15 protein-coding genes are annotated in these 18271 nt (G+C 50.5%); 13 read left to right on the top strand and 2 right to left on the bottom strand.

Going from position 1 to position 18271, the window contains the following annotated elements; all coding sequences use genetic code 11:
- Positions 1 to 1932 carry a threonine--tRNA ligase gene (thrS, locus tag C9I92_RS13590; protein ID WP_047885326.1) on the bottom strand — a complete coding sequence of 644 codons (1932 nt, stop codon included), beginning with the start codon at positions 1930 to 1932 and terminating at the stop codon, positions 1 to 3.
- 364 nt (positions 1933 to 2296) lie between these two features.
- On the opposite strand from thrS, the gene hutC reads away from it, so the two are divergent.
- The 9 genes from hutC to C9I92_RS13545 all read left to right on the top strand — a co-directional run bounded on the left by hutC (position 2297) and on the right by C9I92_RS13545 (position 12259).
- A complete protein-coding gene (gene hutC, locus C9I92_RS13585) occupies positions 2297 to 3004 on the top strand; it encodes a histidine utilization transcriptional repressor HutC (RefSeq protein WP_047885325.1) in 708 nt (235 codons plus the stop codon).
- A gap of 333 nt (positions 3005 to 3337) precedes the next feature.
- Positions 3338 to 3724 carry a hypothetical protein gene (locus C9I92_RS13580; RefSeq protein ID WP_047885324.1) on the top strand — a complete coding sequence of 129 codons (387 nt, stop codon included), beginning with the start codon at positions 3338 to 3340 and terminating at the stop codon, positions 3722 to 3724.
- Positions 3725 to 4027: 303 nt separating this feature from the next.
- Entirely contained in the window at positions 4028 to 5266 is a 1239-nt protein-coding gene (gene hutI, locus C9I92_RS13575; protein ID WP_047885323.1) for an imidazolonepropionase, read from the top strand.
- Positions 5256 to 6269 (top strand): formimidoylglutamase, encoded by a 1014-nt coding sequence (gene hutG / locus C9I92_RS13570; RefSeq protein WP_047885322.1) that lies wholly within the window; start codon positions 5256 to 5258, stop codon positions 6267 to 6269. Before hutI ends, hutG begins: the two co-directional genes overlap by 11 nt.
- 83 nt (positions 6270 to 6352) lie before the next feature.
- The gene (gene hutU, locus C9I92_RS13565; RefSeq protein WP_047885321.1) at positions 6353 to 8053 is read left to right on the top strand and encodes a urocanate hydratase; all 1701 of its coding nucleotides are present in this window, start codon (positions 6353 to 6355) and stop codon (positions 8051 to 8053) included.
- A 25-nt stretch (positions 8054 to 8078) separates the two neighbouring features.
- A complete protein-coding gene (gene hutH / locus C9I92_RS13560; RefSeq protein ID WP_047885320.1) occupies positions 8079 to 9611 on the top strand; it encodes a histidine ammonia-lyase in 1533 nt (510 codons plus the stop codon).
- Between the two features lie 214 nt (positions 9612 to 9825).
- A complete protein-coding gene (locus tag C9I92_RS13555; protein WP_047885319.1) occupies positions 9826 to 10695 on the top strand; it encodes a fructosamine kinase family protein in 870 nt (289 codons plus the stop codon).
- Positions 10696 to 11052: 357 nt separating this feature from the next.
- Positions 11053 to 11706, top strand: a complete 654-nt coding sequence (gene hxpB, locus C9I92_RS13550) for a hexitol phosphatase HxpB (RefSeq protein ID WP_047885318.1) — start codon at positions 11053 to 11055, stop codon at positions 11704 to 11706.
- Between the two features lie 349 nt (positions 11707 to 12055).
- Positions 12056 to 12259 (top strand): CPXCG motif-containing cysteine-rich protein, encoded by a 204-nt coding sequence (locus C9I92_RS13545; RefSeq protein WP_047885317.1) that lies wholly within the window; start codon positions 12056 to 12058, stop codon positions 12257 to 12259.
- A gap of 147 nt (positions 12260 to 12406) precedes the next feature.
- On the opposite strand, the gene C9I92_RS13540 is transcribed toward C9I92_RS13545, so the two are convergent.
- A complete protein-coding gene (locus C9I92_RS13540) occupies positions 12407 to 13024 on the bottom strand; it encodes a riboflavin synthase (RefSeq protein ID WP_047885316.1) in 618 nt (205 codons plus the stop codon).
- Between the two features lie 235 nt (positions 13025 to 13259).
- Here C9I92_RS13540 and C9I92_RS13535 point away from each other — a divergent pair, with 235 nt between their 5' ends.
- The 4 genes from C9I92_RS13535 (at position 13260) to C9I92_RS13520 (ending at position 18255) form a co-directional block, all read left to right on the top strand.
- Positions 13260 to 15083 (top strand): diguanylate cyclase domain-containing protein, encoded by a 1824-nt coding sequence (locus C9I92_RS13535; RefSeq protein ID WP_047885315.1) that lies wholly within the window; start codon positions 13260 to 13262, stop codon positions 15081 to 15083.
- Between the two features lie 232 nt (positions 15084 to 15315).
- A complete protein-coding gene (locus tag C9I92_RS13530; RefSeq protein ID WP_047885314.1) occupies positions 15316 to 16686 on the top strand; it encodes an MATE family efflux transporter in 1371 nt (456 codons plus the stop codon).
- A 115-nt stretch (positions 16687 to 16801) separates the two neighbouring features.
- Positions 16802 to 17902 carry a DUF3080 domain-containing protein gene (locus tag C9I92_RS13525; RefSeq protein ID WP_047885313.1) on the top strand — a complete coding sequence of 367 codons (1101 nt, stop codon included), beginning with the start codon at positions 16802 to 16804 and terminating at the stop codon, positions 17900 to 17902.
- A gap of 92 nt (positions 17903 to 17994) precedes the next feature.
- A complete protein-coding gene (locus C9I92_RS13520) occupies positions 17995 to 18255 on the top strand; it encodes a DUF5062 family protein (protein ID WP_047885312.1) in 261 nt (86 codons plus the stop codon).
- Positions 18256 to 18271: the final 16 nt, after the last annotated feature.

Genomic DNA, 18271 nt, shown 5'->3' with positions numbered 1-18271 from the left:
TTAGTCCTCCAAAACGTTGAGCTTGCGACTGCTAATCTCTTGCTGCAGGTAAGCAACAAGATCGTCAATCTTAAATTTACCCAAATCTTTACCCTTGCGAGTACGTACCGCTACTTCGCCTGCTTCGACTTCTTTGTCACCGCAGACAATCATGTAAGGTACTCGCTTCAAAGTATGTTCGCGGATTTTAAAGCCAATTTTCTCATTTCTCAAGTCTGCGTTGACTCGAATTCCACTTTTTTGCAGTTTTTCGACCACTTGTTGTACATATTCAGCCTGACTGTCCGTGATATTCATCACAACGGCCTGCTGAGGTGCCAACCAGGTCGGGAAGAAACCTGCATACTCTTCGATAAGGATACCGATGAAACGCTCAAGAGAACCAAGAATCGCACGGTGAATCATAACCGGCGTGTGACGCTCGTTATCTTCACCTACGTAAGTTGCGCCAAGACGCTCAGGAAGTGCGAAGTCTAACTGAACTGTACCGCACTGCCAAGCTCGATCTAGGCAATCATGCAAAGTAAATTCAATCTTAGGACCGTAGAACGCACCTTCCCCTTCCTGAATCTCGTAAGGAATCTCCATAGATTCTAGCGCAAGTTTCAGATCCGACTCAGCTTTATCCCACATTTCGTCAGAACCTACACGCTTCTCTGGGCGAGTAGACAGTTTCACAACGATGTTGTCGAAACCAAAAGTCTGATATGTGTCGTAAACCATCTTAATACAAGATGTCACTTCCTGCTGTACCTGAGCTTCAGTACAGAAGATGTGTGCGTCATCCTGAGTAAAGCCACGTACACGCATAATGCCGTGTAGTGCGCCTGATGGTTCGTTACGGTGACAAGAGCCGAATTCCGCCATACGCAGCGGCAGATCTCGGTAAGACTTCAGACCCTGGTTGAAGATCTGAACGTGACCCGGACAGTTCATTGGCTTGATCGCGTATTCACGGTTCTCAGAAGACGTGGTGAACATCGCATCTGCATATTTGTCCCAGTGACCTGAACGTTCCCACAGAACGCGGTCCATCATCAGCGGACCTTTCACTTCCTGGTAACCGTATTCGTTCAGTTTGTCACGAACGAAAACTTCCAGATCACGGAAGATAGACCAACCGTTGTGGTGCCAGAACACCATACCCGGAGCTTCCTGCTGCATGTGGAACAGGTCAAGCTGTTTACCCAGTTTACGGTGGTCACGCTTAGCGGCTTCTTCAAGACGAGTCAGGTGCGCCTTCAGGGCTTTCTTATCGTGGAAAGCCGTACCGTAGATACGCTGCAACATCTTGTTGTCGCTGTTACCACGCCAGTAAGCACCGGCTACGTTCAGCAGAGTAAAGTGCTGACAGAAGCCCATATGTGGAACGTGTGGACCACGACACATATCGACGTATTCTTCGTGATGGTACAGGCCAGGACGATCATCGCGAGATACGTTTTCATCCAGGATTTCCATCTTGTATGGTTCGCCACGTGATTCAAACGTATCACGCGCTTCCTGCCAGCTGACTTTTTTCTTAACAACTTCGTACTTTGTCTTCGCCAGCTCCTGCATACGCGCTTCGATCTTTTCCAGATCTTCTTGCGTCAGCGACTCGTCCAGATCAATGTCGTAGTAGAAACCGTTGTCGATGGTCGGACCGATAGCCATTTTGGCTTGCGGGTACAGCTGTTTCAATGCGTGGCCAAGAAGGTGCGCACAAGAGTGACGAACGATCTCAAGACCGTCGACTTCATCTTTAACGGTGATGATTTCAAGGCTCGCATCTTCTTCGATCAGATCACACGCATCAACGCGCTGACCATTCACACGACCGGCGATGGTTGCTTTAGCAAGGCCAGGACCGATTGATGCTGCGACTTCCATAGTTGAAACTGGGTTGTCGAAATGACGCTGACTGCCGTCAGGAAGAGTAATTACAGGCATGTATTTATCCTTTAACAGTGGTCTTGCACACCAAGCAAGACATGTTCAATTTAAACGTAAAGCTTTGATAAGCTTAATGAGTGAAGGCCAATTACACCGATACCGCAATACTGAGCAATATCCCAATGCAAAGGCAGAGCGCCACTATAACAAACGCCTGTCACAGAATGCAAAGCCAGAGCGGAAATAATTAGACATAATTTCACCCTTATACCCACGAAAGACGTAATGTTATTATTTCTCAACAAATCAAGTCACTTTTCAGTTACATAGCCATGACAAACGCCCCACTTCGAGGCATTATTACTTGCTATAGCGAAAGAAACTTGCTTTCATTTGTATAGGCAATTGGAAAGTTACAGTTATGGCTCAGTCACCGCGTTACCTTCAAATCAAGCAATACCTATTAGATAAGATCCATTCTCGGCAATGGCCGCCGGGATATAAGCTGCCGACCGAAATCATGTTGTCGGAGCAATTCTCCGTCAGTCGGATGACCGCCAATAAAGCGATTCGCGATTTGGTGAACGAGGGCTTACTTGAGCGTACTCCTCGCCTGGGCACCTTTGTCTGCCATAAAAAAGCAGAATCGCCGCTAATGGAAATTCGTAATATTGCTGAAGAAGTGAAGAATCGAGGCCATGCTTACTCCAGTGATGTGATTCTGCAATCAACGATTAAAGCCACCGATGAGGTCGCTCTCAGGCTCGGGGTCAGGCACGGTACCGAGGTGTACTTTACCCAAATTGTTCATTATGAAAATGACGTCCCTATTCAGCTTGAGGAACGTTGGGTAAATCCTGACTATGCGCCGGACTACATCTCACAGGACTTCTCCACTCAAACGCCGAACGAGTATCTGGTACAAGCCTGTCCGCTGAGTGATATCGAGCATACCGTTGAGGCCTTGCTGCCCAACAAGCGTATCGCGGATTTACTGCACATCAGCCCGCAATCCCCCTGCCTGTTACTGAACCGCCGTACCTGGAGTAATAAGAACCTGATCAGTACTGCCCTGCTCTATCATCCGGGGAATAAGTACAAGCTCAGCTCCAGAACCAAGGTGGTTTAAGTACTGCGATTCAAACATTGCGATGCCTTTTTGTGCGGTGACTGATGCAAAGAATTGGACAGAACGGAGTCAATGACTTTGTGTAATAGCAAAACATCAATGCATGGCAAAAGTGCACAGATCGCCTAAATGAATATCGGGTCTTGCTCGAGCCGATCACATTCGTTCGGTCATTTATACTCTGCAATGAGTACCATTTTACGTTAATGGTACTTTGATTAGTTGATTGCACAAGAAATAGGATACAAAGACATGTAATAATGACGTGTCGTTATACGCAGTCAATTAAACGAATACACTTTGATGAGTATTTGATGAGTAAGAGTTATCCAAATGTCTAATGTCGTTCAGTTCTCGATGTTCAGTGGTAGTAAGAAGAGCAACACTACCCCACCCAAAAAATCACTTAGCCCTAAAGCTTCAAGGGAACAGGCTGCATTGAAGCAAGACAACCGCTGTTACTTCTGTGGTATGCATAAAGAACCGAAAGAGCTTAACTGGCTTGATAAGATTGGTTTTAAAGCAAAGGCTCATGTTATCTGTAGTACGTGCAACTCTGCTGCTAAGTCACGGTCAATGGATGAACTACGGATAATCCTTGCGCTGAAGGCTATGGATTTCAGAACGATTAAGATTCAACAGTACCTTGAGTTAAGAGAAAAAGGCGTTCAGATAGACGGTGTACGTGACTACAAGTTCTACTTTGAAACTGTTGAGTAATTAGAGTTAGGGGATAATGGCAAGCCAAAGACCCCTATTCACATGCCTTCCTCCCTTTCAACCGCCACCTTGCAAACTACAGCACCCCATTTGACTATCCTCCTTGACGACATTTCCTCCCAAACTCGATGACAGCCACGTTTGGCGGGCTTTCATCCTGGTCATAAAGCACTATCAAAATTGCGTTAGTATCGATTTATTGCCATTTTGATCACATTTCATTTACACAATCTCTTGTCTTTGACCCTATTGTTGACTAATAATTTGTATATACATAAACAACCACCTTACCAGAGCATGTAAATGGACAGAGTGCTGACAAACCTGAAGATGGTCACCATGATGCCGGACACGGGCTACCAGATCATTGACAACGCTATGATTGGAATCGAGCAAGGCAAAATCGCCTTTGCCGGTCATGCGGATCACTATGACTGCCACGGCCATCCGGAAGTGATTGATTGCCATGGCGCACTGGTTACCCCGGGGCTGATTGACTGTCATACCCATCTGGTGTTTGCCGGTAACCGCGCAAATGAGTTTGAGCAACGCCTGAATGGTGTGCCGTATGAAACCATTGCCAAGGCCGGTGGCGGCATACTTGCCACCGTCAATGCAACACGCAATGCCTCAGAAGAAGAACTGTATGAACTGGCTTGCGAACGTCTGCAAGGTCTAAAAAATGATGGTGTAACATCGGTAGAAATTAAATCCGGTTATGGCCTGACACTGGACAGTGAACTGAAAATGCTGCGCGTGGCGCGCCGAATAGGCCAGCAGGCTGACATCAAAGTGTCCACAACTTTGCTTGCCGCACATGCTCTGCCACCGGAGTTTAAAGATAATGCCGATGGTTATATCGACCTTATCTGTCAGGAAATCATTCCTGTCGCGGCCAAAGAGCAATTGGCAGACGCCGTTGACGTGTTCTGTGAAGGTATCGGCTTCTCGACTGCCCAGTGTCAGCGCGTTTTCGAGGCGGCTAAGCAACATGGTCTGGCCATTAAAGGTCACACAGAGCAACTGTCCAACCTTGGCGGTAGTGCGATGGCGGCCAGAATGGGCGCGCTGTCTGTAGATCATATCGAATACCTGGACGAGCAAGGCGTTGAGGCACTGGCTCAGCACGGCACCGTCGCCACGCTGCTCCCTGGGGCGTTTTACTTCCTGCGGGAAACTCAGCAGCCGCCAATTGAAGCACTGCGTCGCCATCAGGTGCCAATGGCCATTTCCACCGACTTTAATCCCGGAACGTCGCCACTGGCCTCACTGCGCGCCATGATGAACATGGCTTGTACGCTATTCCGCCTGACACCGGAAGAGACCCTGCGCGGTGTCACACAGCATGCTGCACAGGCATTGGGCGTCAGTGATAGCCGCGGCCAGATCAAAGTAGGCATGGATGCAGACCTTGCCGTCTGGTCTGTCAGCCACCCTGCCGAACTGTCATATCGAATTGGCGTTCCGGATCTGAAATTCCGGGTGGTAGACGGGCACCTCTTTTTCCAACCAGCAGTAACTGGAGCACACCATGGCCGTTGATATGCATGTCTGGCAAGGCCGGACTGATCCTGAAGATGGCGCAAAAGGCTTGCGCTGGCACCAGAAAGTGCAGCCGGCTGACCAGGCTAATGAACAAGGCATCATGATTTTGGGCTTCGCCTGCGATGAAGGCGTATCACGCAATAAAGGCCGCACAGGCGCCTATGACGCCCCAGTCGCCATTCGCAAAGTCCTCGCTAACCTTGCCTGGCACCACCAGGAGCCAGTCTACGACGGCGGCGATATCAGCTGTAATGACGGCAACCTTGAACTGGCCCAGCATCGTCTTGGTGAAGATGTCTGCCATGCCCTGCGCCAACGCCATAAAGTGATGGTGTTCGGCGGTGGTCATGAAGTGGCATGGGGCTCGTTCCAGGGGATCGGCAACTACCTGCTGCAAAAACAACATGCGGTTGACAGTTCAGATAATGGTGAACCAAGAAAGGCCCCGCGCATTGGCATCATCAATTTTGATGCGCACTTTGACCTGCGTAACCCGCCAGCGGGCACGCAATCTCAGAAAGGCAGCTCAGGCACACCGTTCCACCAGATTGCCCGCTTCTGCGAAATGAACAACTGGCCGTTCCGTTACGCCTGTCTGGGTCTGAGCCGGACCAGCAACACGCAGGCGTTGTATGAAAAAGCAGACGCCCTGGGCGTGCTGTACCGCGACGATGAAGACATGACGCAGGCTAATCTGCCGGACATTCAGGAGTCTCTCGGTCAGTTTATCGACCAATGCGACTATCTGTATCTCACGATCGATCTCGACGTGTTTCCGGCGGCGACAGCACCGGGAGTCAGTGCTCCTGCCGCTCGCGGCGTGTCATTCGACATTATTGAGCCACTACTGAAAACCATTCTGGCCGCGAAAACGCCACAGGGTAACAGCAAAATTCTGGTGTTCGACATGGCGGAATATAACCCGCGTTTCGACATCGACAACCAAACCGCTAGGCTTGCCGCCCGACTGGCATGGACCGTCGCCCGCAACCTGCGATAAGGACTTTTGAGTTAATCAATTCAACGACAGAACGCTGCCCACTCATACCATTACATAACGGGCAGCTTTGCAAGGAGAGCCACATGACACAATCGACATCCCACACACATTCGCGTCTGGATGAGAGCCGTACTATCAAGGCCCCAACGGGTACAACACTGAATGCGAAATCCTGGCTGACTGAAGCCCCGCTGCGTATGCTGATGAACAACCTGCATCCGGATGTGGCAGAGCACCCGCATTCACTGGTGGTTTACGGGGGTATCGGCCGTGCAGCGCGTAACTGGGAATGTTACGACAAGATTGTCGAAGTGCTGAAGCGTCTGGAAGACGATGAAACACTGCTGGTGCAATCCGGTAAGCCGGTTGGTGTATTCAAAACACACAGCAATGCACCACGTGTCCTGATTGCCAACTCCAATATCGTGCCTCACTGGGCGAACTGGGAACACTTTAACGAGCTGGATAAGAAAGGCCTGATGATGTACGGCCAGATGACAGCAGGCAGCTGGATCTACATCGGCTCTCAGGGCATTGTTCAGGGCACCTACGAAACCTTCGTGGCAATGGCGAATAAACACTTCAACGGCGATGCATCTGGTCGCTGGATCCTGACCGGTGGTCTGGGTGGCATGGGTGGCGCTCAGCCGCTGGCTGCAACCATGGCGGGTTTCTCAATGATTGCTGTCGAGTGTGATGAAAGCCGCATCGATTACCGTCTGCGTACCGGTTACGTTGACTGTAAAGCAACAACTCTGGACGAAGCTCTGGCGATTGTCGAAGAAGCCAAACAAACCGGTAAACCTGTGTCTGTCGGCCTGCTGGGTAACGCTGCTGATGTGTTCCCGGAAGTCGTGCGCCGCGGTATCGTACCTGACTGTACCACTGACCAAACTTCCGCACACGACCCGCTAAACGGTTACCTGCCTCAGGGCTGGTCTATGGAATACGCGGCTGAAATGCGTACTCAGGACGAAGCCGCGGTCATGAAAGCCGCAAAAGAGTCGATGGCGGTTCAGGTTCAGGCGATGCTTGATCTGCAAAAAGCCGGCTCAGCAACAGTTGACTATGGTAACAACATCCGTCAGATGGCACTGGAAGAAGGCGTTGAAAACGCATTCGATTTCCCGGGCTTTGTCCCTGCTTACATCCGCCCGCTGTTCTGTGAAGGCGTTGGGCCGTTCCGTTGGGCAGCCCTGTCTGGTGATCCGGAAGACATCTACAAAACAGACCAGAAAGTGAAAGAGCTGATCCCTGATAACCCGCACCTGCACAACTGGCTGGACATGGCTCGCGAACGCATCCAGTTCCAGGGTCTGCCAGCGCGTATCTGCTGGGTAGGTCTGAAAGACCGTGCCCGTCTGGGTAAAGCGTTCAACGAAATGGTCAAAAACGGTGAGTTGAAAGCGCCAATCGTCATCGGTCGTGACCACCTGGATTCAGGTTCAGTATCCAGCCCGAACCGTGAAACTGAAGGCATGATGGACGGCTCGGATACCGTTTCCGACTGGCCACTGCTAAACGCCATGCTGAACACCGCATCAGGTGCGACCTGGGTATCTCTGCACCACGGCGGCGGCGTAGGTATGGGCTTCTCGCAACACTCTGGTATGGTTATCGTGTGTGACGGTAGCGATGATGCCGCAGAGCGTGTAGGTCGTGTTCTGCGCAATGACCCGGGCACAGGCGTAATGCGCCATGCCGATGCCGGTTACGACATCGCTATTAAGTGCGCCGAAGAGCAGAACCTGGATCTGCCAATGATTCCATCTACTCAGAAATAATCTTCGATAACCATAAGGACGTAGTATGTACCAGCTAGAAATTCAACCAGGCAAGTTGTCCCTAAAAGAGCTTCGTAAAATCAGCCGTCAACGCGTGACACTGTCACTGGCCAATTACGCTTATGACGACATGCTGACCAGTACTCAGGTTGTCGATAACATTATTAAAGAAGACAAAGTCGTTTACGGTATCAATACCGGGTTTGGCCTGCTGGCCAACACCCGTATCGCGGTGGAAGATCTGGAAACCCTGCAGCGCAGTATTGTACTGTCTCACGCTGCCGGTATCGGTGAGTTCATGGACGACTGCACAGTACGTCTGATGATGGCACTGAAAATCAACAGCCTGGCTCGTGGCTATTCCGGTATCCGCCCACTAGTTGTCGACGCACTGATCACACTGGTGAACGCAGAAATCTACCCGTGCATTCCGAAGAAAGGCTCAGTGGGTGCATCTGGTGACCTGGCACCACTGGCTCACATGAGCACCGTGCTGCTTGGCGAAGGCCAGGCACGCCATAACGGCGAGATCATCAGCGGTGCAGCAGCACTGAAAATTGCCGGTCTGGAGCCGATCACACTGGCGCCAAAAGAAGGCCTGGCTCTGCTGAACGGGACGCAGGCTTCTACCGCGTTTGCCCTGGAAGGACTGTTTGCGGCAGAAGATCTGTACGCAGCCGGTACTGTCTGTGGCGCCATGTCCGTTGATGCCGCGCTGGGCAGTCGTCGCCCGTTCGACCCTCGTATTCACCGTGTCCGCGGCCACCGTGGCCAGATTGATGCGGCATCAGCCTACCGCCATCTGCTAGATATGGACAGTGAAATTGGCCTTTCTCACCAGCAGTGTGAAAAAGTGCAGGATCCATACTCACTGCGTTGCCAGCCACAGGTGATGGGCGCTTGTCTGCAGCAAATTCGTCACGCTGCAGATGTGCTGGAAGTGGAAGCTAACTCAGTGTCTGATAACCCGCTGGTTTTCGCTGAAGACGGTGACATCATCTCCGGTGGTAACTTCCACGCGGAACCTGTTGCGATGGCAGCCGATAACCTGGCTCTGGCGATTGCAGAAATCGGCAGCCTGTCAGAGCGTCGTATGGCCCTGCTGATCGACAGCAGCCTGAGTAAACTGCCACCGTTCCTGGTAGACAACGGCGGTGTTAACTCCGGTTTCATGATTGCTCAGGTCACCTCTGCGGCACTGGCAAGTGAGAACAAAACCCTGGCCCACCCTGCGTCGGTTGACAGCCTGCCAACCTCAGCCAACCAGGAAGACCACGTTTCAATGGCCACTTTCGCTGGTCGTCGTCTGAAAGACATGGGCGACAACACCCGTGGTATTCTGGCTGTTGAACTGCTGGCCGCGGCACAGGGTCTGGATTTCCGTCATCCAAACCGCAGCTCTGAGCGTCTGGAACAAGCTAAAGCGATGTTGCGTGCACGCGTGAGCTTTTACGATAAAGACCGCTACTTTGCACCGGATATCGAGAAAGCCAACCAGTTGCTGGCTGAAGCTCAGTACAACAACCTGATGCCAGAAGAGCTGTTGCCGAGCCTGTAATCTATTCGTAGATTCTTTCATTTCTTCCTATAAAGCCGGAGTTTTCTCCGGCTTTTTTTCTGTTAGTCACACTCCAAATGTCTCTCTGTTTCACTTTTTTGTCAGTGCCAGATGTAAAACCTTGATAGATACCCACTTCTTGCACGGCTAAATGGGCTACTATGTTGAGTAGGCAACAGCCTCACCAACAACGTGAAGTGACGTGGAGGATGCTATGTGGCAAGCGATTTCTCACCAACTTTCTGATGTTTTGGACAGACCCTTCAGGATCATTGAAAAGGAGCCCGTCGAAGGCGGTGATATCAACGAATGCTACTGCATTGGTGATGGTAATGAACGCTTCTTTGTGAAGATGAATGACCGTGATCAGCTCTCGCTCTTTGAAACCGAGGCGGAGAGCCTGCATATCCTCAACGAAGCTGACTGTATTCTGGTTCCCCGCTGTATTCACCTCGGGACCAGCAAAGACAAATCGTTTCTGATCCTCAATTATCTTCCCACCAAAGTGCTCAATAACGAATCCGGCTTTACACTCGGCCAGAAACTGGCGCGTCTGCACGCCTGGGGGGATCAGCCCGAGTATGGCTTTGATATCGATAACTATATCGGACTGACACCACAGCCCAATAACTGGCGTCGCCGCTGGTGCCGATTCTTTGCTGAGCAACGTATTGCCTGGCAACTTCAACTGTGCAATGAAAAAGGTATCTCGTTTGGCAATATTGATACCATCACCGGCAAAGTGATTGAGCTATTGATGAACCACCAGCCCAAACCATCCCTCCTTCATGGGGATCTCTGGCAGGGAAATGCGGCCGTCACCGTGAATGGGCCGATCATCTTCGATCCGGCCAGTTACTGGGGCGATCGGGAATGTGACATTGCGCTGACAGAACTGTTCGGGGGTTTCCCTCCCACCTTCTATGAGGGGTATCAGTCAGTCTGGCCGCTGGATGAAGACTATGAATCCCGCAAGCCGCTATATAACCTGTACCACATTCTCAACCACTGCAATCTGTTCGGCGGCACATATATCGCTCAGGCAGAGCGCATGATTGATGAACTGGGGTTACTCGAAGGTTAGTCCAGCCTTCCCCTAACGTCGGTATTCTTTGACTGTGTTACCGGATAACGCCGATGCAATTATGCATCGGCACTGGTACGCCAAGAATGTGGGCCAAAAGCTGAAAGGCTTGCTCTCGCCTTTCAGCTCTGCTCTTTCTACTACCCCGTTATCTACTACTCAGGTCTATATACCACTCAGATCTGCTTAGGTCTGGCTACTCGGTGCTTTCTATTCTGTTCTTTCTGCTCTGGCATTTCGTACCCTGACATCCCTTCTGGATTTGTGTTACTTTTGGTGCTCTGAATGACAAACCGGCAAGCTGACCGGCCTGCCCGATTTGTATGGTGTTATCGAGCCCACAAGGGAACATGTCTCATGTTACAAGCTGCAGTATTTGATATGGACGGCCTGCTGGTCGACTCTGAACCTTTCTGGCAACGCGCTCAGGTGGATATTTTTTCCTCTGTCGGAGTCAGCATTACCCTGGAAGATACTCACAGAACGATGGGCCTGCGCATCGATCAGGTGGTTGAATACTGGTATCAGCGACAACCTTGGCAAGGCCACGATGTTCCGACAGTCACAGAGATGATTGTCTGCCGGGTTGAGGAGCTGATCAAAGAGCACAAACCCATGCTTCCGGGTGTGCTGGAAGCCATTGCGACCTGTGAAGAAATGGGACTGAAAATCGCGCTGGCATCGTCATCGCCGATGCGGTTGATCCAGTCAACGCTCGATTCACTGTCGCTAACCGGTAAATTTCAGGCCGTACTGTCTGCCGAACACTTGCGCTTTGGGAAACCCCACCCGGAAGTCTACATTAATGCTGCGGATGCATTAGGTGTGATGCCGCAAGCCTGTGTGGCGTTTGAAGATTCAGTCAACGGCCTACTGGCCGCGAAAGCCGCACAAATGAAAGGGATCGCCGTGCCTGATGCCGCTTTCGCCCATGACCCGCGCTGGGCAATTGCCGATCGCAAACTTAACTCGCTACTCGAAGTAAATCAGCAGCTTTTCGCTGCTATCTAACTTGCCCCACCGTCTGTTTCAGTGTGCAATGTATCTCACCCGATATGTTGCACATTTCCACCGCGCCACTAACCAGAGAAATTGTGGCAAACATGACCTATTATTTACAGTATCGGTAAGGTAAAAACCTTAAAGATTTGGGATTTTTCATAAACTTAACTCAGATCTGCTTTCCGCTGCCCCAAAACTTTTCAGCGGGTCAAAGTTTCCGGTTAATTTGAGGCAAAAAGGAATCGCCACCGCTAGAGTATGTGTTGTGAGGGCAAGGCAAGCCTCGACATATCCGGTTTGCAAAAGTTAAGTATGACTTTTGCTCATAATGTGCCTGGCACGCTTCAAGGAGTAGAAAATGAAGAACTTTACTGAACAATCTGTAATTTGCCCGCATTGTGGACACAATATTCGAATCACCCTTGATGCCAGTGCCGGTAGTCAGGAGTTTTATGATGACTGTCCGGCGTGTTGTCATGCCATTCACCTCAACATGCAGGTGGATGAACTCCATAAGACCATTCACTTATTCGTGGATGCAGACGACGAACAAATATTCTGAAAAAAATCCCTGCTACAAAGCAGGGATTTTTTTTGCGAGTACGTCGCCACTCTCTGTTTAGCAGTTAAGCTGCTTATCTGCTTATCTGCTTATCTGCTTAATAATGAGGACGGGAGCGATAGGTTGACCAATCGCAAATAACGGGGTTTATTGCCCGGCATCTTTAGTCGCCAGATAGCGCTCGACAGTATCGACTATTGCCTGTGTCTGCGGATCAATTTCCAGGTTCACTTTCTCGCCAACCTGACGCTGCCCGAACAAGGTACGCTGCAATGTTTCCGGAATCAGGTGTACACAAAAACGCCCTTCTTCGACCGTACCGATTGTCAGTGAGCAACCATCAATCCCGATATAACCTTTGCGTAGAATGTACTTTTGATACATCTCCGGAATAACAAACCAAATGGTGCAGTTATTCGGCGTCACCTCGATCTCACTGATCTCTGTCGCCACATTGATGTGGCCTGACATAGAGTGTCCGCCAATTTCATCACCAAACTTCGCAGCACGTTCGATATTCACCCGATCGCCAACCTGCAACTGGCCGAGATTGGTCACCGCAAGAGTCTCCTGCATCAAATCAAATGCTACCTTGTCACCGTCAATACGGGTGACAGTCAGGCAGCAGCCGTTATGCGCCACAGAAGCACCAATCTCCAGACCGGCACGCATCGGCTCATCAAGCTGAATCACATGGGTCTGAAAGCGATCTTTTTTATCAATGGCCACAACTTCGGCCGTTCCCTGAACGATCCCGGTAAACATAGATACTCCTCATGAATCGTACTGATACTGTCTGGCCACCACCATATCACAATTCAGACTGGGGATTAGTCGCCTCTTTATACAATTAACCGAGATGTAAACCATTACCTTAAATCTTTTTACAATCTGATTTGAACTATCATTGGTAAACACTTATTCTCAGCCCTGATAATGTCAAAAAAATGCCACCAGCCATCACTTACAGTCATTGCCATTAGTCACTAAAAGTATTTCTATGACGAAGACGTTCACTTACAACCTGACGTTCAAGCTTCAAATGATGCTGATGACACTGCTGGCAATGACAGCTTTGCCCATTGTCATGCTCTGGTATCACAACTCGGAAAAAGTGATGTTCCAGACCATTGAGCGGTTATATCAGTACTCCAGCGCCAACCTGAAAGAACGGCTTGATGAACAGTTTCAGGACGCCAGGCAAATTTTCGAACAGCAAACCCGCATTCGTCAGGAGCTGATTAACATTGTGGCTGACAGTAGTCTGTTACTTGACCACATCGTGACCATGCTCAACCACCACTACAACGTCGACTATTACTACTTTGCCAATCCTCAGGGCGGATTGCTTTCATTTGGCTATAGCAACGGCGGTTTTACCCTTCTTCAATCGGCACAGGAAAAAGCCGGGCCGCTCAACAGTTTTACTACTAATTTCAACGGGCAAAAGCGCCAGTTTACTGCGATGCGAGGCTTTTTCGATGCCAGAGAAAGAGACTGGTACAAAGACTCGCTGAAAACCGACCAGCCGGTTTGGAGCAAAATGTATCCGGGAGCGGTCGATACCAGCTTATTGGGAATCAGCCTGACCAAAGCCTTTCGTGATGAAGCCGGAAAACTGTTAGGCGTTTGGGGCGTTGACCTGACTTTAAACTCGCTGATTAAAGAGCTGAAAAGTAACAAACTCAGTGATAACGGTGAAGTGCTGTTATTCAATAATGACGGGCAGATTCTGGCCAGTACCGACAAACGCCACACCCTGCAAAACGGCCAGTTGCCGAGCATAAATAAACAAGCGACACCGGTTATTTCTCAACTTCTTCGACAGAATACCGCCAGCACCGACACCGTCAAACTGGTCGATACCGGTCAACAACAGTGGGTAGCGCTGACCAGCTATTATCAGCTGGCACAAAACAATGTGATTAATATTCTTTTCTATTCGCCACTGTCCGACTTTTCCCCCCCTCTCAATACCGTAAAACGAGCGGGCCTGCTGTTTACAATTGTGATCAGTCTGCTGGCACTGTTTATCGGGGCGCTGGCGACCCGGCATGTTCTCAAACCCATTCACCAGTTGATTCTGGCCACCCGCCGTATTCGTGAAGGGGACTTGCATACCCGCATCCCTCTGAAACGGAGAGATGAAGTGGGCCTGCTGGCCGACAATTTTAATCAGATGTCGGATCATCTGGTCAGCACCCTGCAGGCGCTTCGGGCCGAGCAGGATAAAACACTGCGATTGAATGCCTTGCTGGAAGAGCAAAATCACAGTCTGGAAACACGAGTGGCAATCCGTACCCGCGAGCTGAAAGCCGCCAACCAGAAGCTTAAGCATATGGCTTACAGCGATTACCTGACCGGCATTGCCAACCGCCGGTCATTCTGGGAACGTCTTGAAAATGACAGCCAATGTCAGCCTGGTTGGTTACTGTTGATGGACCTGGATAACTTCAAGCGAGTCAACGACCAATACGGCCACCATATTGGTGATAATATTCTCAAACACTTTGCTCAGGTTTGCGACGGCATTCTGCGCCACAACCTGGAAGATTCCGAGGCCTTGTTTGGTCGTATCGGGGGAGAGGAATTTGCTATCTGGTTGCCGGGTATTGATGACGATACCGTGCAGCAACTGTCTTCACAGCTGATGGATGGCCTCAAAAAATGCCCTTATCTGCACAACGGGCAATCGATATATGTTTCCACCAGTATCGGTGCCAGCTACTGTCAGCAGGACCCACATCAGGCCTATGCAACGGCGGATCAACGACTCTATGACGCCAAAGAGAAAGGCAAAAATCAGGCTGTGCTTAGCTCTTAGCTCTTAGCTCTTAGCTCTTAGCTCGTCACATTCAGGGGCACCACAACCGTGTTCTTCCACCCGAAATTCCCGTGGCACAGTGCGATAAATGTACTATAAGTAACAGATAGCACTGATAAAATCCGATATTAACTCAGTTGTTATTAACGCTTTTTCTGGCCCAGATAATTGTCTCTCCCCCTTTTCCCGTTATAATCCACGCGTTTTCCCTCTACCTGTCAGGAGCCTTCACGTGCAAAACTACCGGCGCGAAACGCGTCATCTACTCAAACTTGCCATTCCCGTCCTGATTGCTTCTGTCGCGCAGACATCCATGGGATTTGTAGACACCGTGATGGCCGGTGGCGTTAGTGCTACCGACATGGCAGCCGTTTCCGTGGCAGCCAGCGTCTGGTTACCGGCCATTCTGTTCGGTGTGGGTCTGTTGATCGCACTAGTGCCCATTGTTGCAACGTTAAACGGTTCAGGTAAAAAAGACCGTATCCCGTTTGAAGTTCAACATGGTTTCTTCCTTGCCACTCTGGTATCGGTGCCAATTATGCTGGTGCTGTATAACGCCGGTGTGCTGATTGACATGATGGATGTGGAGCCGGAACTGGCCGACAAAACCATCGGCTACCTGCATGCAGTTCTCTTTGCCGTACCGGGCTTCCTGTATTTCCAGACCCTGAAGAGTTTCGCTGAAGGGGTATCACTCACCGTTCCGTCGATGGTGATCGGCTTTATCGGTCTGGCTGCCAACATCCCGCTGAACTGGATTTTTGTTTACGGTGAATTTGGTGCACCAGCAATGGGGGGGATCGGTTGTGGTGTTGCCACTGCCATTGTCTACTGGCTGATGTTCGTGGCCATGCTGGTATACATCAAACTCAACAAGAAGCTGAACAGTCTTGGGCTGTTTGCTCACTGGCACCGCCCGCAGGTCAAAGCGATTGCCCGCCTGTTTAAACTGGGATTGCCGGTTGCGGCGTCTATTTTCTTTGAAGTGTCACTTTTTGCGGCCATTGCCTTGCTGATATCACCGCTGGGCTCCATCACCGTTGCAGCCCATCAGATTGCCAGTAACTTCTCATCGCTGATCTTTATGATCCCAATGAGTCTGGGTGCCGCGTTGAGTATCCGGGTGGGCTTCCTGATGGGACGGGAAGATCTGGAAGAAGCACGCATCGCCAGCCACTGCGGTCTGGCGGTGGCACTGATCATTTCCGTCATCACGGCAGTATCAACCATCGTGTTCCGCGAGCAAATCGCCATGATGTATACCGATAACCCGGAAGTCATCATGATTGCCGGCCAACTTCTGTTTCTGGCCGCGATTTATCAGTGCACAGATGCAACCCAGGTGGTCGCGGCGGGTGCACTGCGTGGCTATAAAGACATGCGAGCCATCTTTATTCGCACCTTTATTGCCTACTGGATTCTGGGTCTGCCGACCGGCTACGTGCTGGGTATCACAGACTGGATCGTAGCGCCAATGGGGCCTCACGGCTTCTGGATTGGTAACATTGTCGGCCTAAGTGCAGCAGCCTTCATGCTGGCTTATCGCCTTCACTGGGTACAGCGTCAGGACGACGAGGCTCAGCTCGCGATGTCTATGCGATAACGAGATAATGACAACACAGGCGGCCACCGTGCCGCCTGTTCTTTTTGCCATAATTACCGATAAGATAAATCCGGTACACCCTGATTGGCCAGTGTTCATTGTGTAAGGATTAACTTTGCCCTCGCACCGACCTGTTTCGCGAAAAATCCTGTTGACCGGCGTGGTCACTATCATCAGCGCAGCATGGCTGTATGGCTGCGAGCAAAACACGGCCATTAACGGCTTTGAAACCTACCACCAGCGCCTGGCGAAAGTGCTCGATACCGATCCCCTCGCCCCCTCCCTGACTGATCCGCTTGCTTTTCCTGCGACGCGTTCTTTATTGATACCTGTCGAAGAAATCCGCGTGGATCTGCTCGATGCTTATGAGCTGAGAAAATGCGGGCTGTTTCACCTGATTGCCGAACGCAACTCCATTCTGGGTAAAGTCCAGGATAAAACCCGCCAGCTCCGTTATGAGCTGCTGCTTCTGAACGGCCTGCAGCATTGCCTTGACACACTCCCGCAGGACAATGATTTACTGCCGATGTTAACCCGTTACTCCAGCCAGAAACGCGCCCAGCTCCCGTTGCATACCTGGAACATGCTGACGACAGGTGAAGAGTGGCGCCAGCAATTCACCGCTTACCCCCATCCTTTCCCTCTCGGCACCTTTTATGGTTTTGATGAAGCGTTAGCAGCATTCACGTTTGTACAGTCGATCCTGAGTCAAAACAACATAAACAAAAATGAATTGGCACTGGAGTCTTCAAAACTCGCCGCCAAGCAAGCTGACACTTTATTAACTCATCAAAAACAGATTCACCCCTACCACTACGTCGCACAGCTGGAATATTCCCTTCAGTTTGCCACGGAATGGCTGGACACCAGCACCCGCCTGCTGGAGCAGAATGAAAGCCGCATTTTATGTGGACCGAACCGGAACCAACAAAAAGCCGAATACCTGCAGAACGTGTTCTACAAGTTTTTCGTGGCTGACATTCAGCCCTATCTGGCTGAACTTGATTCCCAGTACCGGCAGATACAACCGGTACTGGCAACGTTACTGACAAAACCCGGAGCCCCTGAAACCGGGGCAAACACCGTTCTGGCCCGATACCGCCAGTATTATGTAGACGGTGAGCTGCACGCCGCCTTTCGCGCAGCCACGCTCAACCATGTCAAATTCTGGCAGCGCACATTCAAACGATGCAACATGAAGATTGGTGCGCAATAAAGCCGACAAACCACAAAGAATTCCATCACGCTCCTACTCAATACCGAACGATTCTCCTAGTATGTACAAACACTTCCTCATCGGAGACGACCGTGAAAAAGCACAAAAACGAAGCAAAACTGTTAAAGAAGGCCCTGGAACTTGGCTTCGCGTTTGCTAAAAAACAAGGATTTGCTGATTTGGATAAATCGGTCCCGTCCACAGACCGGGTGGAATGTATTTACCGCTTGCTGGTACAGGCAAAACAAATCACCCCCCTCGCGGTTGATCAGGAAGATGGCCCTAATATGAAACATAAGCTGGTGCTGTGGATTTCCCGATTATTACCGCCGGATCACGAGTTACTGAAATAGCCATTGCGACGCATAA

Source organism: Photobacterium ganghwense, assembly GCF_003025595.1.
GTDB lineage: Bacteria > Pseudomonadota > Gammaproteobacteria > Enterobacterales > Vibrionaceae > Photobacterium > Photobacterium ganghwense.
This window is presented reverse-complemented; position numbering and strand designations above follow the sequence as displayed.